Origin of the sequence: Streptococcus iniae (assembly GCF_030732225.1) — a bacterium.
In the GTDB taxonomy this organism is placed as follows: domain Bacteria; phylum Bacillota; class Bacilli; order Lactobacillales; family Streptococcaceae; genus Streptococcus; species Streptococcus iniae.
Genome location: NZ_CP132230.1, coordinates 992,686 through 1,017,616 on the forward strand (window position 1 = coordinate 992,686; position 24,931 = coordinate 1,017,616).

At 35.5% G+C, this 24,931-nt stretch carries 21 protein-coding genes and 1 pseudogene; 15 read left to right on the top strand and 7 right to left on the bottom strand.

What is annotated here, in order from left to right; translation table 11 throughout:
• Nucleotides 1-17 precede the first annotated feature (17 nt).
• Both Q9317_RS04960 and Q9317_RS04965 read left to right on the top strand, forming a co-directional pair.
• Nucleotides 18-692, top strand: coding sequence for a response regulator transcription factor (locus Q9317_RS04960; protein ID WP_003099507.1), 675 nt, complete (start codon nt 18-20; stop codon nt 690-692).
• Nucleotides 685-1,995, top strand: coding sequence for a sensor histidine kinase (locus tag Q9317_RS04965; protein WP_003099509.1), 1,311 nt, complete (start codon nt 685-687; stop codon nt 1,993-1,995). Before Q9317_RS04960 ends, Q9317_RS04965 begins: the two co-directional genes overlap by 8 nt.
• Before the next feature lie 171 nt (nt 1,996-2,166).
• On the opposite strand, the gene rpsT is transcribed toward Q9317_RS04965, so the two are convergent.
• Entirely contained in the window at nt 2,167-2,409 is a 243-nt protein-coding gene (gene rpsT, locus Q9317_RS04970; RefSeq protein WP_080613191.1) for a 30S ribosomal protein S20, read from the bottom strand.
• A 59-nt stretch (nt 2,410-2,468) separates the two neighbouring features.
• A complete protein-coding gene (gene coaA, locus Q9317_RS04975) occupies nt 2,469-3,389 on the bottom strand; it encodes a type I pantothenate kinase (RefSeq protein ID WP_003099512.1) in 921 nt (306 codons plus the stop codon).
• A gap of 260 nt (nt 3,390-3,649) precedes the next feature.
• Here coaA and Q9317_RS04980 point away from each other — a divergent pair, with 260 nt between their 5' ends.
• From Q9317_RS04980 to Q9317_RS05020, 9 genes are all read left to right on the top strand, one after another.
• Nucleotides 3,650-4,249, top strand: coding sequence for a class I SAM-dependent methyltransferase (locus Q9317_RS04980; protein WP_003099513.1), 600 nt, complete (start codon nt 3,650-3,652; stop codon nt 4,247-4,249).
• Entirely contained in the window at nt 4,236-5,513 is a 1,278-nt protein-coding gene (locus Q9317_RS04985) for a pyrimidine-nucleoside phosphorylase (protein ID WP_003099515.1), read from the top strand. Before Q9317_RS04980 ends, Q9317_RS04985 begins: the two co-directional genes overlap by 14 nt.
• Before the next feature lie 11 nt (nt 5,514-5,524).
• A complete protein-coding gene (gene deoC / locus Q9317_RS04990; protein ID WP_003099517.1) occupies nt 5,525-6,187 on the top strand; it encodes a deoxyribose-phosphate aldolase in 663 nt (220 codons plus the stop codon).
• On the top strand, nt 6,159-6,563 hold the full coding sequence (locus Q9317_RS04995) for a cytidine deaminase (protein ID WP_230453495.1): 405 nt from the start codon (nt 6,159-6,161) through the stop codon (nt 6,561-6,563). The genes deoC and Q9317_RS04995 overlap by 29 nt, the downstream gene beginning before the upstream one ends.
• Before the next feature lie 86 nt (nt 6,564-6,649).
• Nucleotides 6,650-7,705, top strand: coding sequence for a BMP family lipoprotein (locus Q9317_RS05000; protein ID WP_003099521.1), 1,056 nt, complete (start codon nt 6,650-6,652; stop codon nt 7,703-7,705).
• A gap of 132 nt (nt 7,706-7,837) precedes the next feature.
• Complete coding sequence (locus tag Q9317_RS05005; protein ID WP_003099522.1) at nt 7,838-9,370, top strand: ABC transporter ATP-binding protein; 1,533 nt, start codon at nt 7,838-7,840, stop codon at nt 9,368-9,370.
• A complete protein-coding gene (locus tag Q9317_RS05010; RefSeq protein WP_003099523.1) occupies nt 9,363-10,427 on the top strand; it encodes an ABC transporter permease in 1,065 nt (354 codons plus the stop codon). The genes Q9317_RS05005 and Q9317_RS05010 overlap by 8 nt, the downstream gene beginning before the upstream one ends.
• A 1-nt stretch (nt 10,428) precedes the next feature.
• Entirely contained in the window at nt 10,429-11,385 is a 957-nt protein-coding gene (locus tag Q9317_RS05015) for an ABC transporter permease (protein WP_003099524.1), read from the top strand.
• A 183-nt stretch (nt 11,386-11,568) separates the two neighbouring features.
• Nucleotides 11,569-14,937: a S8 family serine peptidase gene (locus tag Q9317_RS05020; RefSeq protein ID WP_003099525.1), complete on the top strand. Its 3,369-nt coding sequence runs from the start codon at nt 11,569-11,571 to the stop codon at nt 14,935-14,937.
• A gap of 53 nt (nt 14,938-14,990) precedes the next feature.
• Here the strand turns inward: Q9317_RS05020 and Q9317_RS05025 are convergent.
• The 5 genes and pseudogenes from Q9317_RS05025 to Q9317_RS05045 all read right to left on the bottom strand — a co-directional run.
• Nucleotides 14,991-15,243 (bottom strand): annotated as a pseudogene (locus Q9317_RS05025) (IS3 family transposase); the annotation flags it as partial.
• A gap of 108 nt (nt 15,244-15,351) precedes the next feature.
• On the bottom strand, nt 15,352-17,067 hold the full coding sequence (locus tag Q9317_RS05030; RefSeq protein WP_003099526.1) for a phospho-sugar mutase: 1,716 nt from the start codon (nt 17,065-17,067) through the stop codon (nt 15,352-15,354).
• Nucleotides 17,068-17,213: 146 nt separating this feature from the next.
• A complete protein-coding gene (locus Q9317_RS05035; RefSeq protein ID WP_003099527.1) occupies nt 17,214-17,783 on the bottom strand; it encodes an ECF transporter S component in 570 nt (189 codons plus the stop codon).
• A 66-nt stretch (nt 17,784-17,849) separates the two neighbouring features.
• Nucleotides 17,850-18,395, bottom strand: a complete 546-nt coding sequence (coaC, locus tag Q9317_RS05040) for a phosphopantothenoylcysteine decarboxylase (RefSeq protein WP_003099529.1) — start codon at nt 18,393-18,395, stop codon at nt 17,850-17,852.
• Nucleotides 18,388-19,077, bottom strand: a complete 690-nt coding sequence (locus Q9317_RS05045) for a phosphopantothenate--cysteine ligase (RefSeq protein ID WP_017794671.1) — start codon at nt 19,075-19,077, stop codon at nt 18,388-18,390. The genes coaC and Q9317_RS05045 overlap by 8 nt, the downstream gene beginning before the upstream one ends.
• Before the next feature lie 175 nt (nt 19,078-19,252).
• On the opposite strand from Q9317_RS05045, the gene Q9317_RS05050 reads away from it, so the two are divergent.
• The 4 genes from Q9317_RS05050 to Q9317_RS05065 all read left to right on the top strand — a co-directional run bounded on the left by Q9317_RS05050 (nt 19,253) and on the right by Q9317_RS05065 (nt 24,907).
• The gene (locus Q9317_RS05050; RefSeq protein WP_003099531.1) at nt 19,253-20,077 is read left to right on the top strand and encodes a lipoate--protein ligase family protein; all 825 of its coding nucleotides are present in this window, start codon (nt 19,253-19,255) and stop codon (nt 20,075-20,077) included.
• Nucleotides 20,078-20,190: 113 nt separating this feature from the next.
• Nucleotides 20,191-21,861 carry a formate--tetrahydrofolate ligase gene (locus Q9317_RS05055; RefSeq protein WP_003099533.1) on the top strand — a complete coding sequence of 557 codons (1,671 nt, stop codon included), beginning with the start codon at nt 20,191-20,193 and terminating at the stop codon, nt 21,859-21,861.
• A gap of 118 nt (nt 21,862-21,979) precedes the next feature.
• Nucleotides 21,980-23,569 (top strand): cardiolipin synthase, encoded by a 1,590-nt coding sequence (cls, locus tag Q9317_RS05060; protein WP_003099534.1) that lies wholly within the window; start codon nt 21,980-21,982, stop codon nt 23,567-23,569.
• 258 nt (nt 23,570-23,827) lie between these two features.
• A complete protein-coding gene (locus Q9317_RS05065) occupies nt 23,828-24,907 on the top strand; it encodes an aspartate-semialdehyde dehydrogenase (protein WP_016355996.1) in 1,080 nt (359 codons plus the stop codon).
• The last annotated feature ends 24 nt before the right edge of the window (nt 24,908-24,931 follow it).

The window sequence follows — 24,931 nt, forward strand, 5'->3', positions numbered from 1 at the left end:
CGTGAGTGGAGAATGCGATGATAAAAATATTACTTGTTGAAGATGATTTAAGTTTATCTAATTCGATTTTTGATTTTTTAGATGATTTTGCTGATGTTATGCAGGTTTTTGATGGAGATGAAGGTTTTTATGAGGCTGAAAGTGGTGTTTATGATCTTATTCTCCTGGACTTAATGTTACCTGAAAAAAATGGTTTTCAAGTCCTAAAAGAATTAAGAGAAAAAGACATCAAAACGCCTGTTCTTATTATGACTGCTAAAGAAAGTCTTGACGATAAAGGGCATGGCTTTGACCTTGGAGCTGATGACTACCTAACCAAACCATTTTATTTAGAGGAGCTAAAAATGCGTATTCAAGCCCTCTTGAAACGAACTGGTAAGATGACTACCAGTCAGCTATCTTATGGGAATATCAGTATTGATACTGAACGAAATATGGTAAAAGTCGGAGACACTACCATTGAGCTTCTTGGAAAAGAGTATGATTTACTCATTTATCTCCTTCAAAATCAAAATGTTATTTTACCTAAATCACAGATTTTTGACCGTATATGGGGATTCGACAGTGATACCACAATATCAGTTGTAGAGGTTTATGTTTCAAAAATCAGAAAAAAACTAAAAGGGACAGATTTTGTAGACAACCTTCAAACGCTTAGAAGTGTCGGATACATCTTAAAAACAAATGGCTAATTTAAAACGTATTTACCAGTCAGATAATTTTGGGCATTTTTTCCATTTTTTTGCAGTCTTTACAGGAATATTTGTTGTCATGACCATGATTATCATTCAAATCATGCAGTACGGTGTTTATTCTTCGGTAGATAGTAGTCTACTTGCTGTGTCAAAAAATTCATCGGTTTATGCTAATTTAACCATGGAACGAATGACCTCATTTTACTTTGATAATCAAGAGGATGCTTTTAAAAATGGAACTGAAGTCTTTAAAGCAGCCTTAGTTGAACAACCAGTTGCCAATACGGATATTATCCTCTTTAGTTCTAACGGAACGGTTTTAAATAGCTTTGATGCGCTATCGGGTTTTCAAAATTTTACCTTAAAAACAAATGAATTAAATGCCATTCGAACACGGAAATTGATGAATTTTTACGGGCATGAAGAAAAATACCATACGCTGACAGTTAAGATTCATTCCAATAGGTACCCAGCGGTGGCTTACCTAATGGCAGTTGTCAATGTGGAACAATTGGACCGTGCCAATGAGCGCTATGAACGAATCATTGTTCTTGTTATGATAACTTTCTGGTTTATTTCTGTTTTGGCCAGTATATACCTTGCAAAATGGAGTCGTAAACCAATTCTTGAAAGTTATGAGAAACAAAAAATGTTTGTTGAAAATGCTAGTCATGAATTAAGAACTCCCTTAGCAGTATTACAAAATCGCTTAGAGACCCTGTTTAGAAAACCTAATGAAACAATTCTGGAAAACAGTGAACCAATTGCTTCGAGTTTAGAAGAAGTGCGCAATATGAAGATCTTAACCACAAATTTATTGAATCTTGCCAGACGCGATGATGGGATTAATCCAGAACTCGTTGATGTGGATGCAAGCTTTTTTGACGCTATGTTTGAAAACTTCAACTTAGTAGCTGAAGATTATGGTAAAGACTTCCATTTTGAAAATCAGGTTAAGCGGACAATAAAAATGGATAAATCTTTATTAAAACAATTGATTACCATTTTATTTGATAATGCTTTGAAATACACGGACTCTGATGGGCAAATTTCAATTAGTGTTCGAACAACAGATAAAAATTTAATGGTCAGAGTGCTAGATGATGGTCCTGGAATAAAAGACATGGATAAAAAGAAAGTTTTTGACCGCTTCTATCGTGTTGATAAGGCTAGAACACGTACTAAAGGTGGATTTGGTTTGGGACTTTCTTTAGCAAAACAGATTGTTGCTTCCTTAAATGGAACAATATCAGTTAAAGACAATAAACCAAAAGGGACAATATTTGAAGTTAAACTCTAAAAAAGAGGATGAGCAAAGGCTCTAATCTTAGTTCTTCTTTTGAAAATAAGTCTTCTTAAAAAAGGCATTGAATCGCGTTTTTTGATTACGCAATTCAATGCCTTTTGCTCTATTTTAAAGCTTTTGACTAGAAAAGAAAAAAACTCCTAGAGGAGTTTTCATTGGTTTTAATTAGCCAAGTTTAGCAGCAAGACGTGCTTTATCGCGGCTAGCTTTATTTTTATGAATCAAACCTTTTGATTCAGCTCTATCGATGCTAGAAGAAGCAGTGCGGAAAAGCTCTTCAGTTGGGTTAGCTTCATATGCTTTGATAGCAGTACGCATAGCTGATTTTTGTGCTGAATTTTTTTCGTTTGCTTTAACGTTAAGTTCAGCGCGTTTGATAGCTGATTTAATATTTGCCAATGTTTTCACCTCCGTATTAATCTAACTACACTATTATATAGAAATAATGTTCATTTGGCAAGCCTTTATCATTTTTTGACATAAATTTCATCGATTTTGTGGTTTTTAGACTTGTGTAAAATGATTTCTGCACGATTTCGTGTAGGTTCGATGAATTTCTCTAAATTTTCAAGATTAATGGTTTTCCAAACCTCACTAGCAAATGAAATGGCCTCAGTTCTAGGCATCTTAGCATATTTGTAGTAAAAACTTGTTTGATCATCTTTAGCTAAATTTAAAATGCTTTCAAATCGCTCAATATACCATTTTTCAATATCATTACTATCTGCGTCAATATAAATAGAAAAATCAAAATAATCACTCATATAGAGCCTGTTATTTTGCTGATTTTGAAAAACATTTATCCCTTCAATGATTAAAAAGTCAGGACTCTCGATTTTTTGCAATTGATTGGGAACTATATCATAACTTTCATGAGAATAAACGGGAATTTCAGCATTTTGACCATTTTTCATATCATCTAAAAAGTTGAGCAGCAGTTCCATATTATAGGATTGTGGGAATCCTTTTCGGTTTAGCAGATGATTAGCAATTAAATAGTCATTTGGGTATAAAAAGCCATCAGTTGTAACCATTTCCACCTTACTTGTTTTGAAAGTTCTCGCAAGTAAGAGTTGTATTAAACGGCTGGTTGTTGATTTCCCTACAGCAACAGATCCCGATATACCAATGATAAATGGTCTTTTTTGGATATCTTTTTTTAAGAATAAGCTTTTTGAAAATGATAAATTTTCTTGATTGATTTTATAAATCTGAATGAGATTGATTAATGGTAAGTAAACCTCTATAACATCTGTAATATTAATATTATCGTTTAAACCAGTAATGGTTTTTAATTCATCTTCAGTTAATAATGGCTTTGAATGCTGATGTAAAACTTTCCAAGATTCTCTATTTATTTTTGAGAAATTGATAAATTCATTGGTCATGATAACTCCTATATGATTTTGCAATAGTATTATTATAGCACTTGATCTTGGAAATAGAAAAGATTGTTTCGGATAAAGTTAAAAAACAAACGTTTTCAAATGAAACTATATATATTGTTTGTGAAATGTATGATTTGAGGGGAGGATTTTTTTTAATATTTGTATACAAAAATAGTCTATAAATATTAAAAAAACTGTCTTGAAAACCGTTTCAAAGTATGTTAGAATGAAAAAGCATCTTAAAAAGGATAGGTAAATTCATGACAAAAATGTATTATGATGAAAATCCGGACAGCATTCATGATATTCATGAATTAAAGGTAAATCTCTTAAATCACCCTTTCACCTTTTATACGGATTCTGGTGTTTTTTCAAAAAAAATGATTGACTTCGGGAGTCAAGTTTTATTAAATGCTCTAAACTTTCACCCCAATGATACCTTATTGGATTTGGGTTGTGGTTATGGCCCTCTAGGGATTACTTTAGCTAAAGTACAAGGAGTAAAGGCTACTTTAGTTGATATTAATAATAGAGCAATAGATTTAGCTAAAAGAAATGCGGAAAAAAATCAAGCTGACGTTAGCATTTTCCAGTCTAATATCTATGAAAATATTTCTGATTCTTATCATCATATCATTAGTAATCCACCCATTCGTGCTGGTAAGAAAGTCGTCCATGAGATTATTGAAAAAAGTATCGATTATCTTGTTGATGGCGGTGATTTAACAATTGTTATTCAAAAGAAACAAGGTGCACCAAGTGCCAAAGAAAAAATGGCTGACATCTTTGGTAATGTTGACGTCTTAAAAAAAGACAAAGGCTACTACATTCTTAGGAGTATAAAACATGAGAACAGTTGATTTAATTCAAAAGAAAAGAGATGGACAGGCCCTTACAACTGAAGAAATAAACTGGTTGGTTAATGGGTATGCTGATGGAACAGTGCCAGATTACCAAATGGCTGCATTTGCAATGGCGGTCTATTTTAAAGGCATGACAACTGAAGAAACACGCGATTTAACCATGGCTATGGTTGGAACTGGAGAACAGATTGATTTATCAGCTATTGATGGCATTAAAACTGATAAACATTCTACAGGTGGTGTTGGTGATAAAGTTACCTTGATTTTAGCGCCCCTTGTTTCAAGTTTTGGTGTACCAGTTGCTAAAATGAGTGGTCGTGGTCTTGGGCATACTGGTGGAACGCTTGACAAATTGGAAGCTATTAAAGGTTACAAAATCGATAGAAGCCAAGAAGAATTTATTAAACAGGTTCAAGAAATTGGTGTATCTGTCATTGGACAATCAGATCAATTGGTGAAAGCAGATAAGTTACTTTATGCCCTAAGAGATGTGACTGCTACGGTAGATATTATCCCTCTCATTGCAAGTTCAGTCATGAGTAAAAAAATTGCAGCAGGAGCTGACAGTATTCTTTTAGATGTAACTGTTGGTGATGGTGCATTTATGAAAACAATTGAAGATGCTGAAACGCTTTCTCAATTAATGGTTGATTTAGGGAAAAAAGTTGGACGTCAAACGATAGCTGTTATTACAAATATGAGTCAACCTTTAGGAAGATCAATTGGAAATCGTTTAGAAGTACTTGAAGCAATTGAAATAATGCAAGGTAAAGGCCGTGAGGATATCACTGAGTTTATCTGTGAATTAGCACAAATCATGCTTAAGTTAGCAGGTGTAGAGAAAACGATTTCAGCTATTCATCGCCAACTTGTCGATGGTCCTGCATTAAGAAAATTTGAAGAAATGATTTCTTATCAAGGTGGTGATTTAGAAGATCTCTATAGACCATCTTCTGCAAAAGTTAAAACGCCAGTATTGGCAAAAGAATCTGGCTATATCACTGAACTTCCTGCTCTAGAATTTGGTCTTATTGCAATGCGATTAGGAGCTGGTAGAGCAGTTAAATCTGATCTGCTTGATTATGAAAGTGGTATTGTATTTGACAAAAAAGTTGGTGATGCCGTTCAAGTTGGTGATCAAATTGCTACAATCTATTCTAGTAACGAATTAGACAATAAAGTGCTTACAGAATTCGAAAAAAATGTTAAAATAGGTTTAGAACAAATTGAATCTAAAGAGATTATTAAGATTGTTTCCTAAAGGAGGAATTCATGGAAATTAACAAATATATCGATCATACTTTGCTTAAAGCAGATAGCGTTCAGAGTCAAATTGATCAGTTGTTGAGTGAAGCAAAAGAATATGATTTTGCAAGTGTTTGCATTAATCCATCTTGGGTTAGTTATTGTGCAAACGAGTTGAAAGATTCAGATGTTAAAGTATGTACAGTCGTTGGTTTTCCTTTAGGAGCTACAACTGCTGAAACAAAAGCTTTTGAAACCAAAAATGCCATTGAAAATGGTGCAGATGAGATTGACATGGTCTTGAATATTGGTCGCATGAAACAAGGTGACTATCAAGCTGTTGAAGATGATGTTCGTGCTGTTGTAGAAGCAAGTGGTGATAAACTTGTAAAAGTTATTATTGAAGCTTGTTTGCTAACAGATGAAGAAAAGGTTAAAGCTTGCCAACTATCTGTTGCAGCAGGAGCAGATTTTGTCAAAACCTCAACAGGTTTTTCAACTGGAGGCGCTACAATTGAAGATGTTAAGTTGATGCGTGAAACAGTGGGTCCAGAAGTTGGTGTTAAAGCAGCAGGTGGTGCAAGATCTCTAGCAGATGCTCAAGCCTTTATTGAAGCAGGAGCAACACGTATTGGAACTTCAGCAGGTGTTAAAATTGTTAATGGTGAGGAAGTCAATGGTGGCTACTAATTTAGTTGCATTAGCAATTGATGCTAGTAAAAATGCCTATGTTCCATACTCTCACTTTCCCATAGGTGCAGCTTTGAAAACAAAAGAAGGTCATGTTTTTACAGGTTGTAACATTGAAAATGCTAGTTTTGGTTTAACTAATTGTGGTGAAAGAACTGCAATTTTTAAAGCAGTATCAGAAGGGTATAAAGACTTGACTGAAATTGCTATATATGGAGAAACACAAGAGCCGGTTTCACCTTGTGGAGCTTGTCGCCAAGTTATGGCGGAATTTTTCCCAGCTTCGGCCAAAGTTACCCTGATCGCAAAAGACGGTCGCACTCAAGAAACAAGTGTAGGTGACTTACTTCCTTATTCTTTTACAGATTTAAATTAATCTGTTCTTAAATGTGTTATTTAGCCATAAGGCTATGTATTTTTCAGCAAGAAATTGCTAGAAACTTTTTAGGAGGGTTCATATTCATGAACAAGAAATTTATTGGTCTCGGCTTAGCTTCAGTAGCTTTATTAAGTTTAGCTGCATGTGGCAATCGTGGTGCATCAAAATCTGATAGCAAAGATGCTAAAACAGATCTTAAAGTTGCAATGGTAACCGATACAGGTGGTGTTGATGATAAATCATTTAACCAATCTGCTTGGGAAGGTTTACAAGCTTGGGGAAAAGAAAATGGTCTTAAAAAAGGATCAGGATTTGATTACTTCCAATCAACAAGTGAATCTGAATATGCAACAAACATAGATACTGCTGTTTCAAGTGGTTACAAAGTTGTTTATGGTATTGGTTTCGCCTTGAAAGATGCAATTGATAAAGCTTCAGGAGATAACTCAGATACAAATTTTGTTATTGTTGATGATGTTATCGAAGGGAAAAAGAATGTTGCCAGTGTAACATTTGCCGACCATGAAGCTGCTTACCTTGCTGGTATTGCAGCTGCTAAAACTACAAAAACTAAAATTGTTGGTTTTGTAGGTGGAATGGAAGGTACTGTTATTACTCGTTTTGAAAAAGGTTTTGAAGCTGGTGTTAAATCAGTCGATAGCTCAATTCAAGTGAAAATTGACTATGCAGGTTCATTTGGTGACGCTGCTAAAGGTAAAACAATTGCAGCTGCTCAATACGCAGGTGGTGCAGATGTTGTTTACCAAGCCGCAGGTGGTACTGGAGCAGGAGTCTTCAATGAAGCTAAAGCTGTCAACGAAAAACGTAACGAAGCTGATAAAGTTTGGGTTATCGGTGTAGACCGTGACCAAAAAGATGAAGGGAAATACACTTCAAAAGATGGCAAAGCATCAAACTTTGTACTTGCATCTTCAATTAAAAAAGTTGGAAAAGCAGTTCAATTAATCAATAAAAATGTTGCTGATGGAAAATTCCCTGGTGGAAAAACAACAGTTTATGGACTTAAAGATGGTGGGGTAGATATTGCTACAACAAGCCTATCAGATGATGTTATTAAAGCTGTTAACGAAGCTAAAGAAAAAATTAAATCTGGAGACATTAAAGTTCCTGAAAAATAATAGCTAACTATTAAAGTGCGACCTTAGTCGGTCGCCCTTTTTAGACTGAGATAACTTTTATCTCAGTAAAACTTGTCAGTACTGACAAGTTTTACTGAAATAAAAGAGTGAATTGAAAGGAAGAAAAATCCTATGACACAACATGTCATTGAAATGAAAGAGATTACAAAGAGATTTGGTGATTTTACTGCAAATGACCATATTAATTTGACTGTTAAAAAAGGTGAAATTCATGCCCTTTTAGGTGAAAATGGTGCAGGTAAGTCTACTTTGATGAATATGTTGGCTGGTTTGTTAGAACCAACTGAAGGTGAAATTTTTATCAATGGTAAAGCTGAACTCATTGATTCCCCATCAAAATCTTCGCATCTAGGAATTGGAATGGTTCACCAACACTTTATGTTGGTTGAAGCTTTTACAGTTGCCGAAAATATTATTTTAGGCAATGAAACTGTTAAAAATGGTCGCCTTGATTTGAAAGAAGCAAGTCGTGAAATTAAAGAGTTATCAGAGAAATATGGTTTAGCTGTTGACACAGAAGCTAAAGTTGCCAATATTTCAGTAGGTGCGCAACAACGTGTTGAAATTTTGAAAACACTTTACCGCGGTGCCGATATTCTTATTTTTGATGAGCCAACTGCTGTATTGACACCATCTGAGATTCAAGAATTAATGGTTATCATGAAAAACCTTGTCAAAGAAGGAAAATCCATCGTTTTAATCACTCATAAACTTGATGAGATTAGAGCAGTTGCTGATCGTGTAACAGTTATTAGACGAGGTAAAAGTATTCAGACAGCAAATGTTGCAGGGGTAAGCGCAAAAGAACTTGCTGAAATGATGGTTGGCCGTTCAGTATCTTTTAAAACAGAAAAAATACCATCTAACCCTAAAGAAACTGTTCTTTCTATTAAAGATTTAGTTGTAGACGAAAACCGTGGCATTCCTGCTGTAAAAGGTTTATCTTTAGACGTTAGAGCTGGTGAAATCGTTGGTATTGCTGGGATTGATGGTAATGGACAAAGTGAGTTAATTCAAGCAATTACTGGCTTACGAAAAGTAAAATCTGGTTCTATTACAATTAAAAATCAAGAAGTTACTCATTTCAATTCTAGAAAAATCACAGAACTTTCTGTTGGACATGTGCCTGAAGATCGTCACAAAGATGGTTTGATTTTAGAGATGTCTTTAGCTGAGAACACAGCATTGCAAACGTATTATAAAGAGCCTCTCAGTAAAAATGGTATTTTAAATTATGCAAAAATTAACGAGTATGCTCGTAATCTAATGAAAGAATTTGACGTACGTGGTGCTAATGAATTAGTTCCGGCCCGTGGTTTCTCTGGTGGTAATCAACAAAAAGCAATCATTGCACGTGAAGTTGACCGTAACCCAGATTTATTGATTGTTAGCCAACCAACTCGAGGTCTTGATGTTGGAGCTATCGAGTATATTCATAAACGTTTAATTGAGGAACGTGATAAAGGAAAAGCTGTTTTAGTTGTCAGCTTTGAATTGGATGAGATTTTAAATTTATCAGATCGAATCGCTGTTATTCATGATGGTAAAATTCAAGGAATTGTAAATCCAGAAAGTACCAATAAGCAAGAGCTTGGTATTTTAATGGCAGGTGGTTCAATTGATAAGGAGGAAGAAGATGTCTAAAAAGGCACAAAAAATTGCTGTTCCAGTTATTTCCGTCTTATTAGGATTTATTTTGGGTGCAATTATCATGTTTATCTTTGGGTATGATCCTATCTGGGGATATGAAGGACTTTTCCAAATTGCATTTGGTAGTGTTAAAAATATTGGTGAAATTTTCAGAGCTATGGGGCCTCTAATTCTTATTGGTTTAGGGTTTACAGTAGCTAGTCGTGCAGGCTTCTTCAATATTGGGCTTTCTGGTCAAGCTTTAGCTGGTTGGATTGCGTCAACCTGGTTTGCTTTAAGTCACCCTGAGATGTCTCGTCCCTTGATGATTGTAACGACTGTTATTATTGGTATGGTAGCAGGCGGATTGGCTGGTGCGATTCCTGGTATCTTACGTGCCTTTTTAGGAACAAGTGAAGTTATTGTAACAATCATGATGAACTATATCATACTTTATGTTGGGAATAGTATCATTCAAAAAGTATTTTCTGAAAAGATTAAACAAAGTATTGATTCTTCTATTCAAGTTAGTGCCAATGCTAGTTATCGAACACCTTGGCTTTCAGATTTAACCAATAATTCTCGTATTAATATTGGTATTTTCTTTGCCCTAGTTGCAATTGTTGTTATTTGGTTCCTACTAAATAAAACAACTCTTGGTTTTGAAATCCGTTCAGTTGGTTTGAATCCAAATGCTAGTGAGTATGCAGGGATGTCATCTAAGCGAACCATTATTCTTTCAATGATTATCTCAGGATCTCTTGCAGGTCTTGGAGGTGTTGTTGAAGGACTTGGAACTTTTGGAAATGTCTTTGTTCAATCAAGTTCTTTAGCCATTGGATTTGATGGTATGGCTGTTAGTCTTCTTGCGGCCAATTCACCTATTGGAATTTTCTTCTCATCATTCCTATTTGGAGTTCTTAATATTGGGTCACCAGGTATGAATATTGCTGGAATTCCACCAGAACTAGTTAAGGTTGTTACAGCATCAATTATTTTCTTCGTAGGTGCACATTACCTTATTGAGAGATATATCATTCAACCTAAAAAAGCAGTGAAAGGTGGTAAATAAGATGTCAATAGTTACAATTTTATCATTGTTAATGTCTTCAATGCTTATTTATGCAACACCACTTATTTTCACAAGTATTGGTGGAACTTACTCTGAAAGATCTGGGGTTGTTAACGTTGGTCTTGAAGGAATTATGGTTATGGGAGCTTTCTCTGGAATTGTCTTCAACTTAGAGTTTGCTGATGCCTTTGGTAAAGCAACACCTTGGTTAGCAGTTTTAGTTGGAGGAGTAGTTGGGTTAATCTTCTCACTTATTCACGCCGTTGCAACCATTAATTTCCGAGCAGATCACATTGTTAGTGGTACGGTATTGAACTTATTAGCACCTTCATTAGCAGTCTTTTTAGTAAAAGTACTTTATAAAAAAGGCCAAACAGATAACATTCAAGCATCATTTGGTAAATTTGATTTTCCAATTTTATCAAAAATTCCTGTTATTGGAGAAATCTTCTTTAAAAATACGACTTTAGTTGGTTATATTGCAGTAGCTTTCTCATTCTTAGCATGGTTTATACTTTATAAAACTCGTTTTGGATTACGTCTACGCTCAGTTGGTGAACACCCACAGGCAGCTGATACACTTGGAATTAACGTTTACCTAATGAAATATTATGGTGTTATGATTTCTGGTTTCCTTGGTGGCGTTGGTGGAGCTGTTTATGCACAATCAATCTCAGTTAACTTTGCTGTTACAACTATCCTAGGTCCTGGATTTATTTCACTTGCCGCAATGATTTTTGGTAAGTGGAATCCTGTTGGAGCAATGCTTTCAAGTTTATTCTTTGGTTTATCGCAAAGTTTAGCAGTTATTGGAGGACAATTACCATTATTGGAGAATATTCCTACTGTATACTTAGAGATTGCCCCATACTTAGTTACAATTGTTATTCTTGCCGCATTCTTTGGTCAAGCTGTTGCTCCAAAAGCAGATGGTGTTAATTATATTAAATCTAAGTAATTGATTAAAAATGAAATATATTGAAAAGTTCTAGATTTTCTAGAGCTTTTTTTGATTTTTTTGGATACTTTGATATATCAAAATGATAATATTTTATGAAAAAACTAATCTTACTAAAATCTATTGCTAAGTAAATGATAATATTGTATTATATAAAACAGACATCTATTGGAGGAATATATTGTGAAAAGTAAAGTTCACTCGAAAAAATTGATTATGCTTCAGTTATCACTTGCTGCAACAAGTGTTTTATTGACGCACGTTACAAGTGTCTCAGCAGCTGAAACAACTGCAGAGACAGCTATCTCAACTCATGTTGAGACAGTAGGTTTAGATCTCATAGACGACTTAGCCGATGTTTCAGAAACAGTAGTTAGTGCCCAGCCTTCAAGTGGAGAGGCTTCTGTTGAACCAGTTTCTGGAGAAGAGCAAAAACCTTTGATTGACTATGTTGATCCTTCGAATGTTAAAGACATTTGGGAAAAAGTTGGCAGAGGTAAAGGTTCTCTGATTGCTGTCATTGATGCTGGTATTGAACAAACTCATGACATGTTAAATCTTGCTGACAGCAGTGATTTGAAATACAGTAGTAAAGAAGACTTAGAAGCAAAGAAAAAAGAACATGGTATTGAAAGAGGAAAATGGGTAAATCATAAACTTGTTTTTTACCATGATTATAATGAAGGAGTAGATTCTCCAAAATCAGGTGATGAGGATTTATACCATGGAACCCATGTTGCAGGGATTGCAGCAGGCTCAATGGTAAACAACAAAAAAAATGAACTTTTAATGGAAGGGATAGCCCCAGATGCACAATTAATGTTCATGAGAGTTGGTAAAACAAGTCTGATTCCTGAAAAAGAAAATCTTTATGCTCTGGCTATTGAAGATGCCGTGGCACTTGGAGCTACTGCTATTAATATGAGTTTTGGTAGTGTTGGAAAAGCAAGTGATGAGTTAAAAGAAAGTGTTCATAGAGCTCTTAATGCGGCACGTGAAAAAGGAGTAGCACTTATTGTTGCTGCTGGTAATGATTTTGCAATGGGTGGTTATCCAGTTAAACCTCTAGCTAAGAATCCCGATTTTGGAGTCATTGGAACCCCTGCAACAACAGATGATGTATTAACGATTGCTGCCTATGTTGCTCCAGAAGATATCAGTGAGGTTTTCACTGTTGCAAGTCATAATGATTCAAAAGAATTAGCAGTAACTGTTGCTAGTGCTTTTCCAAAAGGAAGACAACTTGATTTTATTGATATCGGTAAAGGTTTAGAAGATGACTACCTCGATAAGGATGTTAAAGGTAAGATTGTTATTGTTGATTATGAAGCTGTCATAACATCAAAAGCAACGGCAGAACTTGCTCAATCTAAAGGGGTAGCAGGAGTGCTAGTTCACCATAGAGATTACAAGAGACCATTATTACCTTTAAACTATCATGGTGATTTACCAATGGGATTCATCAGTTTGGAAGATTTTGATTATCTTAAATCACTGGATAAGGCCACTTTAACCTTTAATCACAAGAAAAAACTTGTATCTGTTCCAGGTGGTCGCCAAATGGCTAATTTCTCTAGCTGGGGACTATCTGCAGATGGTCATATGAAACCAGATTTATCTGCTCCAGGTTATGAACTTTATTCACCATCACTTAAAAACACTTATGAGCCAATGTCAGGAACGAGTTCAGCTAGTCCACATGCGATGGGAATTGTTAGTCTGGTCCAAGAGCATGTTAAGAAAAAATACCCTCAGTATAGCCCACAAGAGCAATTGCTATTGGTTAAAAATATTTTAATGTCAACAGCTGATCCGATAATTAGTCCAGTGGATAATACTTATTATTCACCAAGACTTCAAGGTGCTGGGGCAATTGATGCTAAAAAAGCTATTGCAACTGATGTTTATCTGACAGGAAGCAACGGGTTGTCAAAAATCAACTTAGGAGATATTTCTAATACATTTGACTTAAAAGTAAGATTACACAATATGGGTAATCAAACAAAACAATTTAAGTATTATGCTACGGTTTTAGCAGATAAAGCTGAAAATGGTAAAATGACACTGCGTCCTCAGAAATTGTATACAACTGAGCAAGAAGAGGTTATTCTTGCACCAAATGAGGAAAAAGAAGTAAGTCTTACAATTGATATTAGTAACTTTGATGCTTCTCTAATAGCTCAAATGATTAACGGTTATTTTGTTGATGGTTTTGTTCATTTTGATTCAAATGATGGTATTAAAAATGTTCTATCTATTCCTTTCCTTGGATTTAAAGGGACATTTGCAGACCTAGAAGCCCTAGATAGTCCAATTTATAACAGTCTTGATGGTACTTTCTACTACACACCTGAAGAAGGACAAGACAAAGAGGATTTTGAAGTTGATAGTATTCAACAAATAAAAAATAATCATTTTACTGGCTTAGTGACAACTTTTACACCTTGGTCTTTAGTTGAAGGTAAAAAGATAGAAGGCTTTGATATTGAATCTGCTTCAGAAATCCCTCTTGATGATTTTCTTGGTTCCTATGTTAAAGACGGAGACCCAACTATTCGTCGCTTCCATTTTAAAGATGGAAAAGCTTACCTAGCTATTTCACCAAATGGTGATAATAATATGGACAGTCTTGCATTTAAAGGCATTTTCTTAAGAAATGTTAAGGATATTAAAGCGCAAGTATTTGCTAGTGATCATTTAGATAGTCCGATTTGGGAAAGCCAAGCAACTCCTTTTGCTCAAAAACATGTTAACACTGATGAGTTAAAAGAAGGTGTCCTTGAAAATACAAAATGGGATGGTAAAGACTCTTCTGGAAATATTGTTAAAGAAGGTGAATATGTTTACCGTATCACCTATACCCCAATTGCAAAAGGTGCCAAGGAACAATCTGTTGAATTCACTGTTTTAGTTGATTTAACTTTACCAGAAATTCCTGAGAACATTCTATTTGATTCTAATGAAAGAACTTTAGATATTCCAAAACTATCTAATAGCAAGTCAAATGATGTTTATCGTGATCGTTTATATTACCGTTATGGAGATGAGTCAGTAAGCTTTACGTTCTTTGATAGAGATGAAAATGGGCAATTTAAGTTACCAGAGGAAATTGAAGATGAGTTAAGTGGTGAAATGATTTCGATTGATATCACCAAATTAGATCAATTCTTCTATGTTTTGGAAGATAGAGCTGGTAATTACAATGTGCTTTCTTTGGAAGCTTTGCTTAAAATGAATCAGATGTCAGATGGCATTCTTGAAGACCATCAGGAACAAGCTTTACCTGAGTCAGACAATCCCTTAGAGTTGGATAAGAAAACACCGCTTTTGAGTGCTGTTAGTCAGGAAGTAGCAAAAGAAGCCAAAGTAGCTATCAAAACATTACAAGCTGCTCGCCCATCAGCAACTTTAACAAAAGCATCTCAAGAAAAAGACAGCAACCTACCAGTAACAAATGATTCACAAAAATCACACAAACTTTTAGGAAGTGTATTTCTTATTTCTGCTTTAGTTTTAGGTTTGGTCTCATACTTTAAACGAAAATCTCACTAAATCAAAAAAGAATGTTCGCCTTTGAACGGCCCCTAAAAGTTGGACATGGTATTTTAAGTAAAGGACTTAGTTCTGTATTGCACAGGACTAAGTCTTTTTGTTTTACTTTAATACGATTATTGTTGTAATAATCAATGAAATGTGTAACAGCTTGTTCTAAATCCTCTAGAGAGTTATAGTCTTTCTCATAAGCATAGAAAATCTTTGACTTTAGTATGCAAAAGAAAGATTCTATCATGCCCTTGTCTGGCCAATACCTTTTTATGGCATTGATAGTTGGATACCTTTAGAGTTTAGGAAGTGATAAATTTCTGATTTTTCTTCATAACATAAGTTCAAATAAAAAGCACCCCAAAGTTAGATTTTGAGGTACAGTTCATTTGAACTTTCTTTTTTGATTCTGTATTGGTATTACTAATTCACAAAAGTGTTGATTTCAGCTTCAATTGTTTTGATTTTTTCTTCAGCTTCTAAAAGTGTTTGGCCAACAGTAGCAACATAGAATTTGATTTTCGGTTCTGTTCCGGATGGTCTAACAGCAAACCAAGAATCATCAGCAAGTGTGTATTTTAAGACATTGCTTGGCGGTGTTGTTAATGGACTTGTGCCATCAGCAGATTTAGCAGTTTGTTCTAAGAAGTCTTCTGATAGAACAATTTCTGTTTGATTGAAGCTAGTAGGAGCACTTTGACGGAATTTGTCCATGATAGCTTTGATTTGACTTGCACCGTCAACACCAGAAAGTGTCAATGAAATGGTTTTTTCTGCAAAGTAACCATATTCTTTATAAATGTCATCAATACCATCTGCAAGTGTTAATCCTTTAGAGCGGTAGTAAGCTGCAATTTCAGCAACAATAAGTACCGCTTGAATAGCATCTTTGTCACGTACAAAAGGTTTAATGAGGTAACCAAAACTTTCTTCAAATCCAAACATATAGGTATGGTTATGTGTTTCTTCAAATTCTTGAATTTTTTCTGCAATAAATTTAAAGCCTGTTAAGACATTAAACATGGTTGCGCCATAACTCTCAGCAATTTTTGTTACCAATTCAGTAGACACGATTGATTTTGCAAGTGCAGCATTGACTGGTAGGGTTCCTGCTACTTTATGTGCTTCCAAGATATATTTAGCAATAAGGGCACCAATTTGGTTACCAGATAAGTTCCAATAAGAACCATCAGCTTGACGAATTTCAACTCCAAGACGATCGGCATCAGGGTCAGTCGCAACCAAAACATCTGCATTAACTGTTCTTCCTAATTCTTCTGCTAAAGCAAATGCTTCTTGACTTTCTGGATTAGGAGATGCTACAGTTGAGAAATTAGGGTCTGCTTTGGCTTGACTTTCAACAACTTCAACTGACTCAAAGCCAGCTTGTGCAAGTGCGCGACGCGTCAACATTTCACCAGTACCATGTAATGGTGTGTAGACAATTTTCATATCACGGCCAAAGGTATCAATAAGTTCTTGATTGATAGTAACATCTTTAACTTCTTTAAGGTATTCTGTGTCAATAGCCTCCCCAATAACTTCAATGAGACCATTAGATTTTGAGTCTTCTAAGTCAGCTAATACAATAGAAAATGGATCTTCAATAGCTCTAATGTAGTCTGTGAGGGCGTCTGCGTCTGCAGGAGGCATTTGGCCGCCATCAGCACCATAAACTTTGTAGCCATTAAATGGAGCTGGATTATGACTTGCTGTTACCATAATGCCCGCAACGGCACCTAAATGGCGAACCGCAAAAGATAATTCTGGTGTAGGGCGCAAGCTTTCAAAGACATATGATTTGATGCCGTGAGCAGCTAATACTTGTGCTGATTCAAATGCAAATTCAGGTGAGAAGTGGCGGGAATCGTATGCAATAGCAACACCAGCATCTTTGGCTGCTTGCCCTTTTGATTCTACTAATTTTGCTAACCCTTCAGTAGCTTGACGAACAACAAAAACATTAATGCGATTTGTTCCTGCACCAATATAACCACGCATACCTGCAGTTCCAAACTCTAAGTTTGTGTAGAAAGCATCTTCCTTTGTTTTTTCATCCATTGCAAGAAGTTCATCTTTTAGATAATCAGGGAGGTTTGAGGCATTAAGCCATTTTTGATAATTTTCTGTATAAGTCATTACATTCTCCTTAATATTTTTAAACGCTTTCATTATACCATTTTCATAAGAAAAAATCACTCATTTTTTTACAGATATTTACAGGAGTTTTCAGCTTGGAATTTTCAGAAAAAGCCAGTTACAAAAGTAACTAGCTAGTTCAACAATTATTTTTTAAGTTTTTCGAGTGTGGGGACGATAGCGGTTACCACAATAGCAGAAATAAGCATCTCTGCGATAGCATTTGTTGAGACAATACTTGCAAGCAATGCCTTAATATTTCCACCAAATACTGGTGCAAAAAAGATAAAAATACCACTTAAGACAAAGAATGTATTAGTCAATGAGCCAACAATTCCTGAAAGAAGTAGGCCAACTTTGTGATGCAATAACTTATAAGTATAGTAAGGTAAAATACCAATTAACATACGCGGAATTATCGCAATAATCAAAGAATAGAGATTTCCGTTAGTAACAAAGGGTGAAAAGAGATAGCTTGTTGGAAGAAGTACGATACTATTTGTAATCAGACTCATCAAGCCCATTAATCCTCCTAAAAATGTTCCTACTCTTGGGCCATAAATTATTGATGCCACAATAACAGGAATATGAACTAGAGTTGGTTTGATTGGTACAGGCCACAAATTAAATACGAGTGAGCTAATAAAGTGAATGAGCAACATGATAGCGAAGAAAATAGCAATTCTTGCGATATCAGAAGATTTATGTTTGTTCATTAATTTGGTAATCTCCATTAAATTTTTTCTATATTATACAAAAATTATTAGTTAATGAAAAGCTTTTCATACTGTTAGTTTTGCATCAATTGTGCTGATAATAGATGCAATATCTGCTAAAGCTCCTTTACCCAGATCACCACAAGCTAAAAGACTAGACTTGGGTTCAATTTCTTGATAACCATATGCTTTAAGACGCTTCAAGTTGTCCTGAGTGATTGGGTTATCATACATTTTAGTATTCATAGCGGGAGCTAGTAAACGTGGTGTTTCAATGGGAAGAGCAAGTGCTACACTTGTCACAATAGTATCAGCAAAGCCATAAGATAAATGGGCAATAGTATTAGCAGAAGCAGGGGCAACAATAAATAAATCGGTTTTTTTAGCGATATCAATATGATTGACCTTTTGGACGTCATCTTCAGCCATAACATCAAGGTGAACGGTGTTTTTTGAGAGAACTTGTAAGGTTAATGGTGTAATAAAAGCTTGAGCTGCTTGTGTCATTAGAACAGTCACATGATAGCCTTTTTTGATGAGTTGACTGGTTAAATCAGCAGCTTTATATGCAGAAATACTGCCTGTTACAGCAAGTGTTATTCTTTTAGTCATTACTTGTCACAACTTTCTTATAAATTGCCTGAGCAATTTGCTCTTTGGTCTCTAAAGGGAGATAGGTTTCATCACTTACTAAAAAGGCATGATGATTATTGTCTGTAATGTTTTTAAGATCATTAGCTAGGATATAGTCGGCTTTGTTTTTTAAAATACTTTGTCTGGCAACTTTTATGAGTTGTTCTTGGTCAACATCAACTAATAGTTTAAAACCAATGAGTAAAATGTTTGGATTCCATTTTTTTACCTGTGAAATCACTTTCGGTGTTTTCTTTAAAAACAAAACCTGATAATCTGATTGAGATGAAATTTTACGTTCTCTATTCTGTTTATGCAAGAGGCTTTTGATATCTTTTGTTTCTTCCAACTCAAGGAGGTCAGTCATATAAACTGGACTATAGTCAGAGACAGCCATACTATGAATCAAAGCCTGATGTTTAGGAACTTGGGTTTTTAAACACTCATATAAGGAATGGACATTGGTCGTTTCAATAATCGTTAAGTTTTCTCTTTGATGCGGTTTTTGAGCACTTGCAGTTGTTACCAAAGTCACCTGGTGACCTTTATCTAAAAAAAGGTCAGCAATGCTTTTTCCAAGTTTTCCAGTAGCGTGATTGGTAATGCCACGAACTGAGTCAATGGCTTCTGTTGTTCCGCCAGATGTTATTAAAATTTTCATAGCCATATTTTAACAGAAAATAAAGTATTAGTAAATGAAAGGCGCGTGTGGGTTAGGCTCTTTCTTATTCAAGTATGTTTTTTTGAAAGAAATGCTCAATCAAAAAGTGTAGGGTGGTAAAATGAACTATTTTAGGCTAATATAGAGGGACTAAGCAAATTTAAAAGGGGGAAACGTGATTACAATAAGAGATTTGAATCATCTGCTTGTACAAGTTCATCAAGAAAAAATCACAGAGCCTGATAAGTTGAGAGATCCTTTCATTTGGGGAGATGTCTTTTTAAAAGAACTTAACCGTAATCCTAATCAAATGATTTTACATATTTGGCCAATGGAAAATGCAGTTATTCTGGGAATGCTTGATAGAGAACTTCCTTGTTTTGCTAGTGCCAAACAAACAATAGAAGCTAAAGGCTTCTATCCTGTTGTGCGAAATATTGGTGGTTTAGCAGTGGTTGCTGATGAGGGAATACTAAATGCTTCACTTATCATACCAGATAATATGACAGAGAAAATAAGTATTTCAAATGCTTATCTATTAATGGTTGAGCTGATTCGGACTAGTTTTTCAGATTTTTACCAAAAAATTGACCATTATAAAATAGAAGGCTCCTATTGTCCTGGAAACTATGATTTAAGTATTTCGGGGCGAAAATTTGCAGGATTAGCACAAAGGCGCATAAAAAATGCAATTCTTGTATCCATTTATTTAAGTGTCAATGGGAATCAAAGCAAACGTGGTCAACTGATTGCGGATTTTTATGACGAAGGAAAAAATAATCAGCAGAGTAAGGTAGATTATCCAGAAGTTATTCCAGAATCCATGGCAAATCTATCAGAACTCTTAGATTATCCCTTTAGTTTATCAGAAGTGACAGAACGCCTTCAATTAGCATTGAGGCAGTTAGGTTTTGAATTACGTTCCTTAAATTGTCATTCTGAGCTGATGTCAGACTTTAAAGAGTTAAAAGATAAGGCCTTTTTAGAGAAGAATGCTTAAGATTTTAAGGAGAGGAAAATAGCTTTTACCCCAAAAATAATGATACGTCCCCATATCTCTTCTTAAATCAGATATGATATAATATGCCTATTATGTAAAGCAAAGGAGTTTCCATGAAATCAGATATCGACATTGCACAGAGTGTTCGTTTAAAACCAATTACAGAAATCATCGCTAAAGTAGGTATTGACTACGACGATATTGAATTGTATGGGAAATACAAAGCAAAATTATCCTTTGATAAAATTGATACTGTTAAAAACAATCCAGTAGGGAAATTGATTCTAGTGACAGCAATTAACCCAACTCCAGCAGGTGAAGGCAAATCAACTATGAGTATTGGATTAGCTGACGCCCTTAATCAGATTGGTAAAAAAACAATGCTGGCCTTACGTGAACCTTCTTTAGGTCCTGTTATGGGCGTTAAAGGAGGGGCAGCAGGTGGTGGTTTTGCGCAGGTTTTGCCAATGGAAGATATTAATCTTCACTTTACTGGCGACATGCATGCTATTACAACTGCAAATAATGCTTTGTCAGCATTGATTGATAACCATTTGCAACAGGGAAATGAGCTCTCCATTGATCAAAGGCGTATTATTTGGAAGCGGGTCTTGGACTTGAATGATCGCGCTCTTAGGAGTGTTATTGTTGGTTTAGGAAGTCCTATGAACGGTATTCCTCGCGAAGATGGTTTTGATATCACAGTTGCCTCAGAAATCATGGCAATTTTATGTCTTGCAAGGGATTTAAAAGATTTAAAAAATCGTTTAGCTAATATTGTTATTGCCTATAATACAGATCGTAAGCCGGTTTATGTTAGAGATTTAAAGGTAGAGGGGGCCTTAACCTTGATTCTAAAGGATGCCCTTAAGCCAAATCTTGTTCAAACCATTTATGGAACACCAGCATTTGTTCATGGAGGCCCTTTTGCCAATATAGCACATGGCTGTAACTCTGTTTTAGCGACCACAACAGCACTTGGACTTGCAGATTATGTTGTTACAGAGGCAGGATTTGGAGCAGATTTGGGCGCTGAAAAGTTCTTAGATATCAAAGTTCCAAACCTACCAACTCCTCCCTCAGCAATTGTTATTGTGGCAACACTTAGAGCGCTGAAAATGCATGGTGGTGTTGGCAAATCAGACTTGCATTTAGAAAATATGAATGCTCTTAAGGCAGGTTTTGCTAATTTGAAACGACATGTTGAGAACATGCGCCAATATGGTGTTGGAGTTGTCGTTGCGCTTAATGAATTCCTTACGGATACAGATGCAGAAATTGCTGCTTTAAAAGAACTTTGCAAGGAGATTAATGTACCAGTTGAACTGGCAAGTGTTTGGGAAAATGGGGCTAAGGGAGGTGTTCAATTAGCAGAAAAGGTTGTTTCTGTTATCGATTCACAGACTTCTCATTTTACAGAACTCTACCAGTCTGAAAGCACATTAGAAGCTAAAATTGAAGCTGTTGTTAAGAAGATATACGGTGGACAATCTGTTCACTATTCTGCTAAAGCTCAGGCGCAGCTTAAACAATTTGCCGACTTGGGTTGGGATAAGTTACCAGTCTGTATGGCAAAAACCCAGTATAGTTTTTCAGATGATCCAAGTTTACTAGGAGCACCAGAGGCATTTGATATCACTATTCGTGAATTTGTCCCTAAAACTGGTGCTGGCTTTATCGTAGCCTTAACTGGAGATGTGATGACTATGCCAGGTCTTCCAAAACACCCCGCAGCATTAAACATGGATGTTTCTGATAAAGGTGCAGCTATTGGCTTATTTTAAAACTAAGCATCTAAGAGGAGTAATCCTCTTTTTTGTGTCTAGAATGCATAGGTTAATGTTGGTGGTTACATGGGAAATTTCATTAAAATCTATGATATAATGAAGGAAATAAATACAAATGGTGGAGGTGAGCATCATCGCTAAAAAAATTAAGGTCAAACATTTATTACATAAAAGCAAACGAGGGGTTTTGCGAGGGATTTTTAGCCGTGCAACAATTATTGCTCTCCTCATTTTTATCCAGATTCTATTTATTATGAAATCCTATGTTTGGATTGAACAATATAGTTATGGCTTAACCATTGTTGAGGGAATTTTTACAATTATTGTTGTTCTTTATTTAGTCAATTCTGAAATGGATGCTATTTCTCGTGTGACCTGGCTAATTTTGGTTATGATAGCTCCTTTATTAGGGTGTTTATTCTTTTTCTATACGAAGTATGATATTGGATATAGAGGCTTAAAAAGGCGTATTAGTCATTTAGTTGAGCTTAGTAGACCTTATTTAAAAGATGATGAGGCCGTTGTCGAAATTCTTAAAGACAACACGTCAACGACTTACCATCTGGTTCAATACCTTCAAAGAAGTCGAGCAAGTTTTCCAGTTTATAATAATACTCAGAGTTCTTATTTTTCTGGAGGAGAAGATTTTTTTGAAACCTTTAAAGAAGAGCTTCTAAAGGCGAAACAGTACATTTTTTTAGAATTTTTCATTATTGCTGAGGGGCTCATGTGGGGAGAAATCTTAAGCATTTTAGAAGCAAAAGTGAAAGAGGGAGTTGAGGTTCGTGTCCTGTATGACGGTATGAATGAGTTATCTACCTTATCATCTGATTATGCTGAAAGATTGGCGAAAATTGGTATTAAGGCCAAATCTTTTTCTCCCATCTCACCTTTTATCACAACTTACTATAATTACAGAGATCATCGTAAGATAGTTGTTATAGACGGAGAAGTGGCCTTTACTGGTGGCATAAATTTAGCAGATGAGTATATTAATGAAATTGAACGATTTGGTCGTTGGAAAGACGCTGGCTTGATGCTAAAAGGCGAAGCAGTTGATAGTTTTTTAATTCTCTTTTTACAAATGTGGTCAATAACAGAAGATGACCTTGTCATTGAACCTTATCTTTCTCATCATCAGCAGCAACTTCCAACAGATGGTTATGTCATTCCTTATGGAGACTCTCCTTTGGATCATGATAAAATTGGTGAAAATGTCTATATTGATATTCTTAATCATGCTAAAGAATATGTTTATATTATGACACCTTATTTAATATTAGATAGTGAATTGGAACATGCCATTCGTTTTGCTTCTGAACGTGGTGTAGATATTAGGATTCTGATGCCAGGAAAACCTGATAAACCAATTCCTTATGCTTTGGCTAAAACTTACTACAAAGCTTTAATGTCTTCTGGTGTCAAGATATATGAATATGAACCAGGCTTTGTTCATTCCAAAGTTTTTGTCAGTGATAATACTAAAGCAGTTGTGGGCTCTATTAATTTAGATTATCGCAGTTTGTACCATCACTTTGAATGTGCCACTTATTTGTATCGCACAGCATCTATCGCAGATATTGTTAAAGATTTCCAAGAAGCACAAGCAGAATCCAAGTTAGTCACCTATAAAATGCTTGAAGAGCGTCCTTGGCATCAAAAGATTGTAGGCTTGTTAGTAAAAACAATTGCACCTCTCTTGTAATATATCAGTTAATCTGGTATGATAGGGTTATGCGATGAGTCGATTGTGGTCTAAGACCACTTTTGCGCTGGGGAGGTCATTAAGGCAGGAGCCGACTTTGATAAATTGTGTGAACCTCTTTATCACACTCACAAGTGGAGTGCCCCGCACCTTTACCGTTTTGGTAAAGGTTTTTTTATTTCTTTGCAATTTTGGAGAAATAAGCTATAATAGTCTTCAAACAAATTTTTAGAAAATTTAAATTATTGAGGTAATACTATGCAAGGTTATACAATTGCTGTTGTTGGGGCTACAGGTGCTGTGGGAACTCAGATGATTAAAATGCTTGAAGAATCATCACTTCCTATTTCCAAAATGAGATTACTTGCTTCAGTACGCTCTGCTGGGGAAACCCTTTCTTTTAGAAATGAAGAAGTTGTCATTGAAGAGACCACGAAAGAAGCCTTTGATGGGGTTGACATTGCATTATTTTCAGCAGGAGGCTCAATATCAGCAAGGTTTGCGCCATATGCTGTTAAAGCTGGAGCTGTTGTTGTTGATAATACCTCGTTTTTTAGGCAGAACCCAGATGTTCCCTTAGTTGTTCCAGAGGTTAACCCAGAAGCTCTTGATAAGCACCATGGCATCATTTCTTGTCCAAACTGTTCGACGATTCAAATGATGGTTGCTTTGGAGCCGATTCGTCAAAAATGGGGATTAGACCGTATTATCGTTTCAACCTACCAAGCAGTTTCAGGTGCAGGTCAATCTGCAATTAATGAGACCATGAATCAGTATAGTCAAGTGATTAATGAAGGCTATAATCCAAAAGACGTCACAGCAACTATTTTACCTTCTGCTGGTGATAAGCAACATTATCCTATTGCCTTTAATGCTTTGCCACAAATTGATGTATTTACAGATAATGATTACACCTATGAAGAAATGAAGATGACTAAGGAAACTAAAAAAATCATGGCTGATGACAATATAAAAGTATCAGCAACCTGTGTTAGAATTCCAGTCTTATCTGCCCATTCGGAATCCATTTATATTGAAACGAAAAAAATAGCAGCTATTGAAGAAGTAAAGCAAGCTATTGCTCAATTTCCGGGAGCTGTTTTGGAAGATGATGTTGCTCATCAAGTTTACCCACAAGCAGTTAATGCAGTGGGAGCAAAGGAAACCTTTGTTGGTCGAATTCGCAAGGATTTGGATATTGCAAATGGGCTCCATATGTGGGTTGTTTCAGATAACCTTTTAAAAGGGGCTGCCTGGAATTCGGTTCAAATCGCTGAAACCTTACACGAAAGAGCTTTGATTAGACCGACACAAGAAATGAAGTTTGAGTTACTCTAAACCTTGTCTCTAAAGAGATGTTGA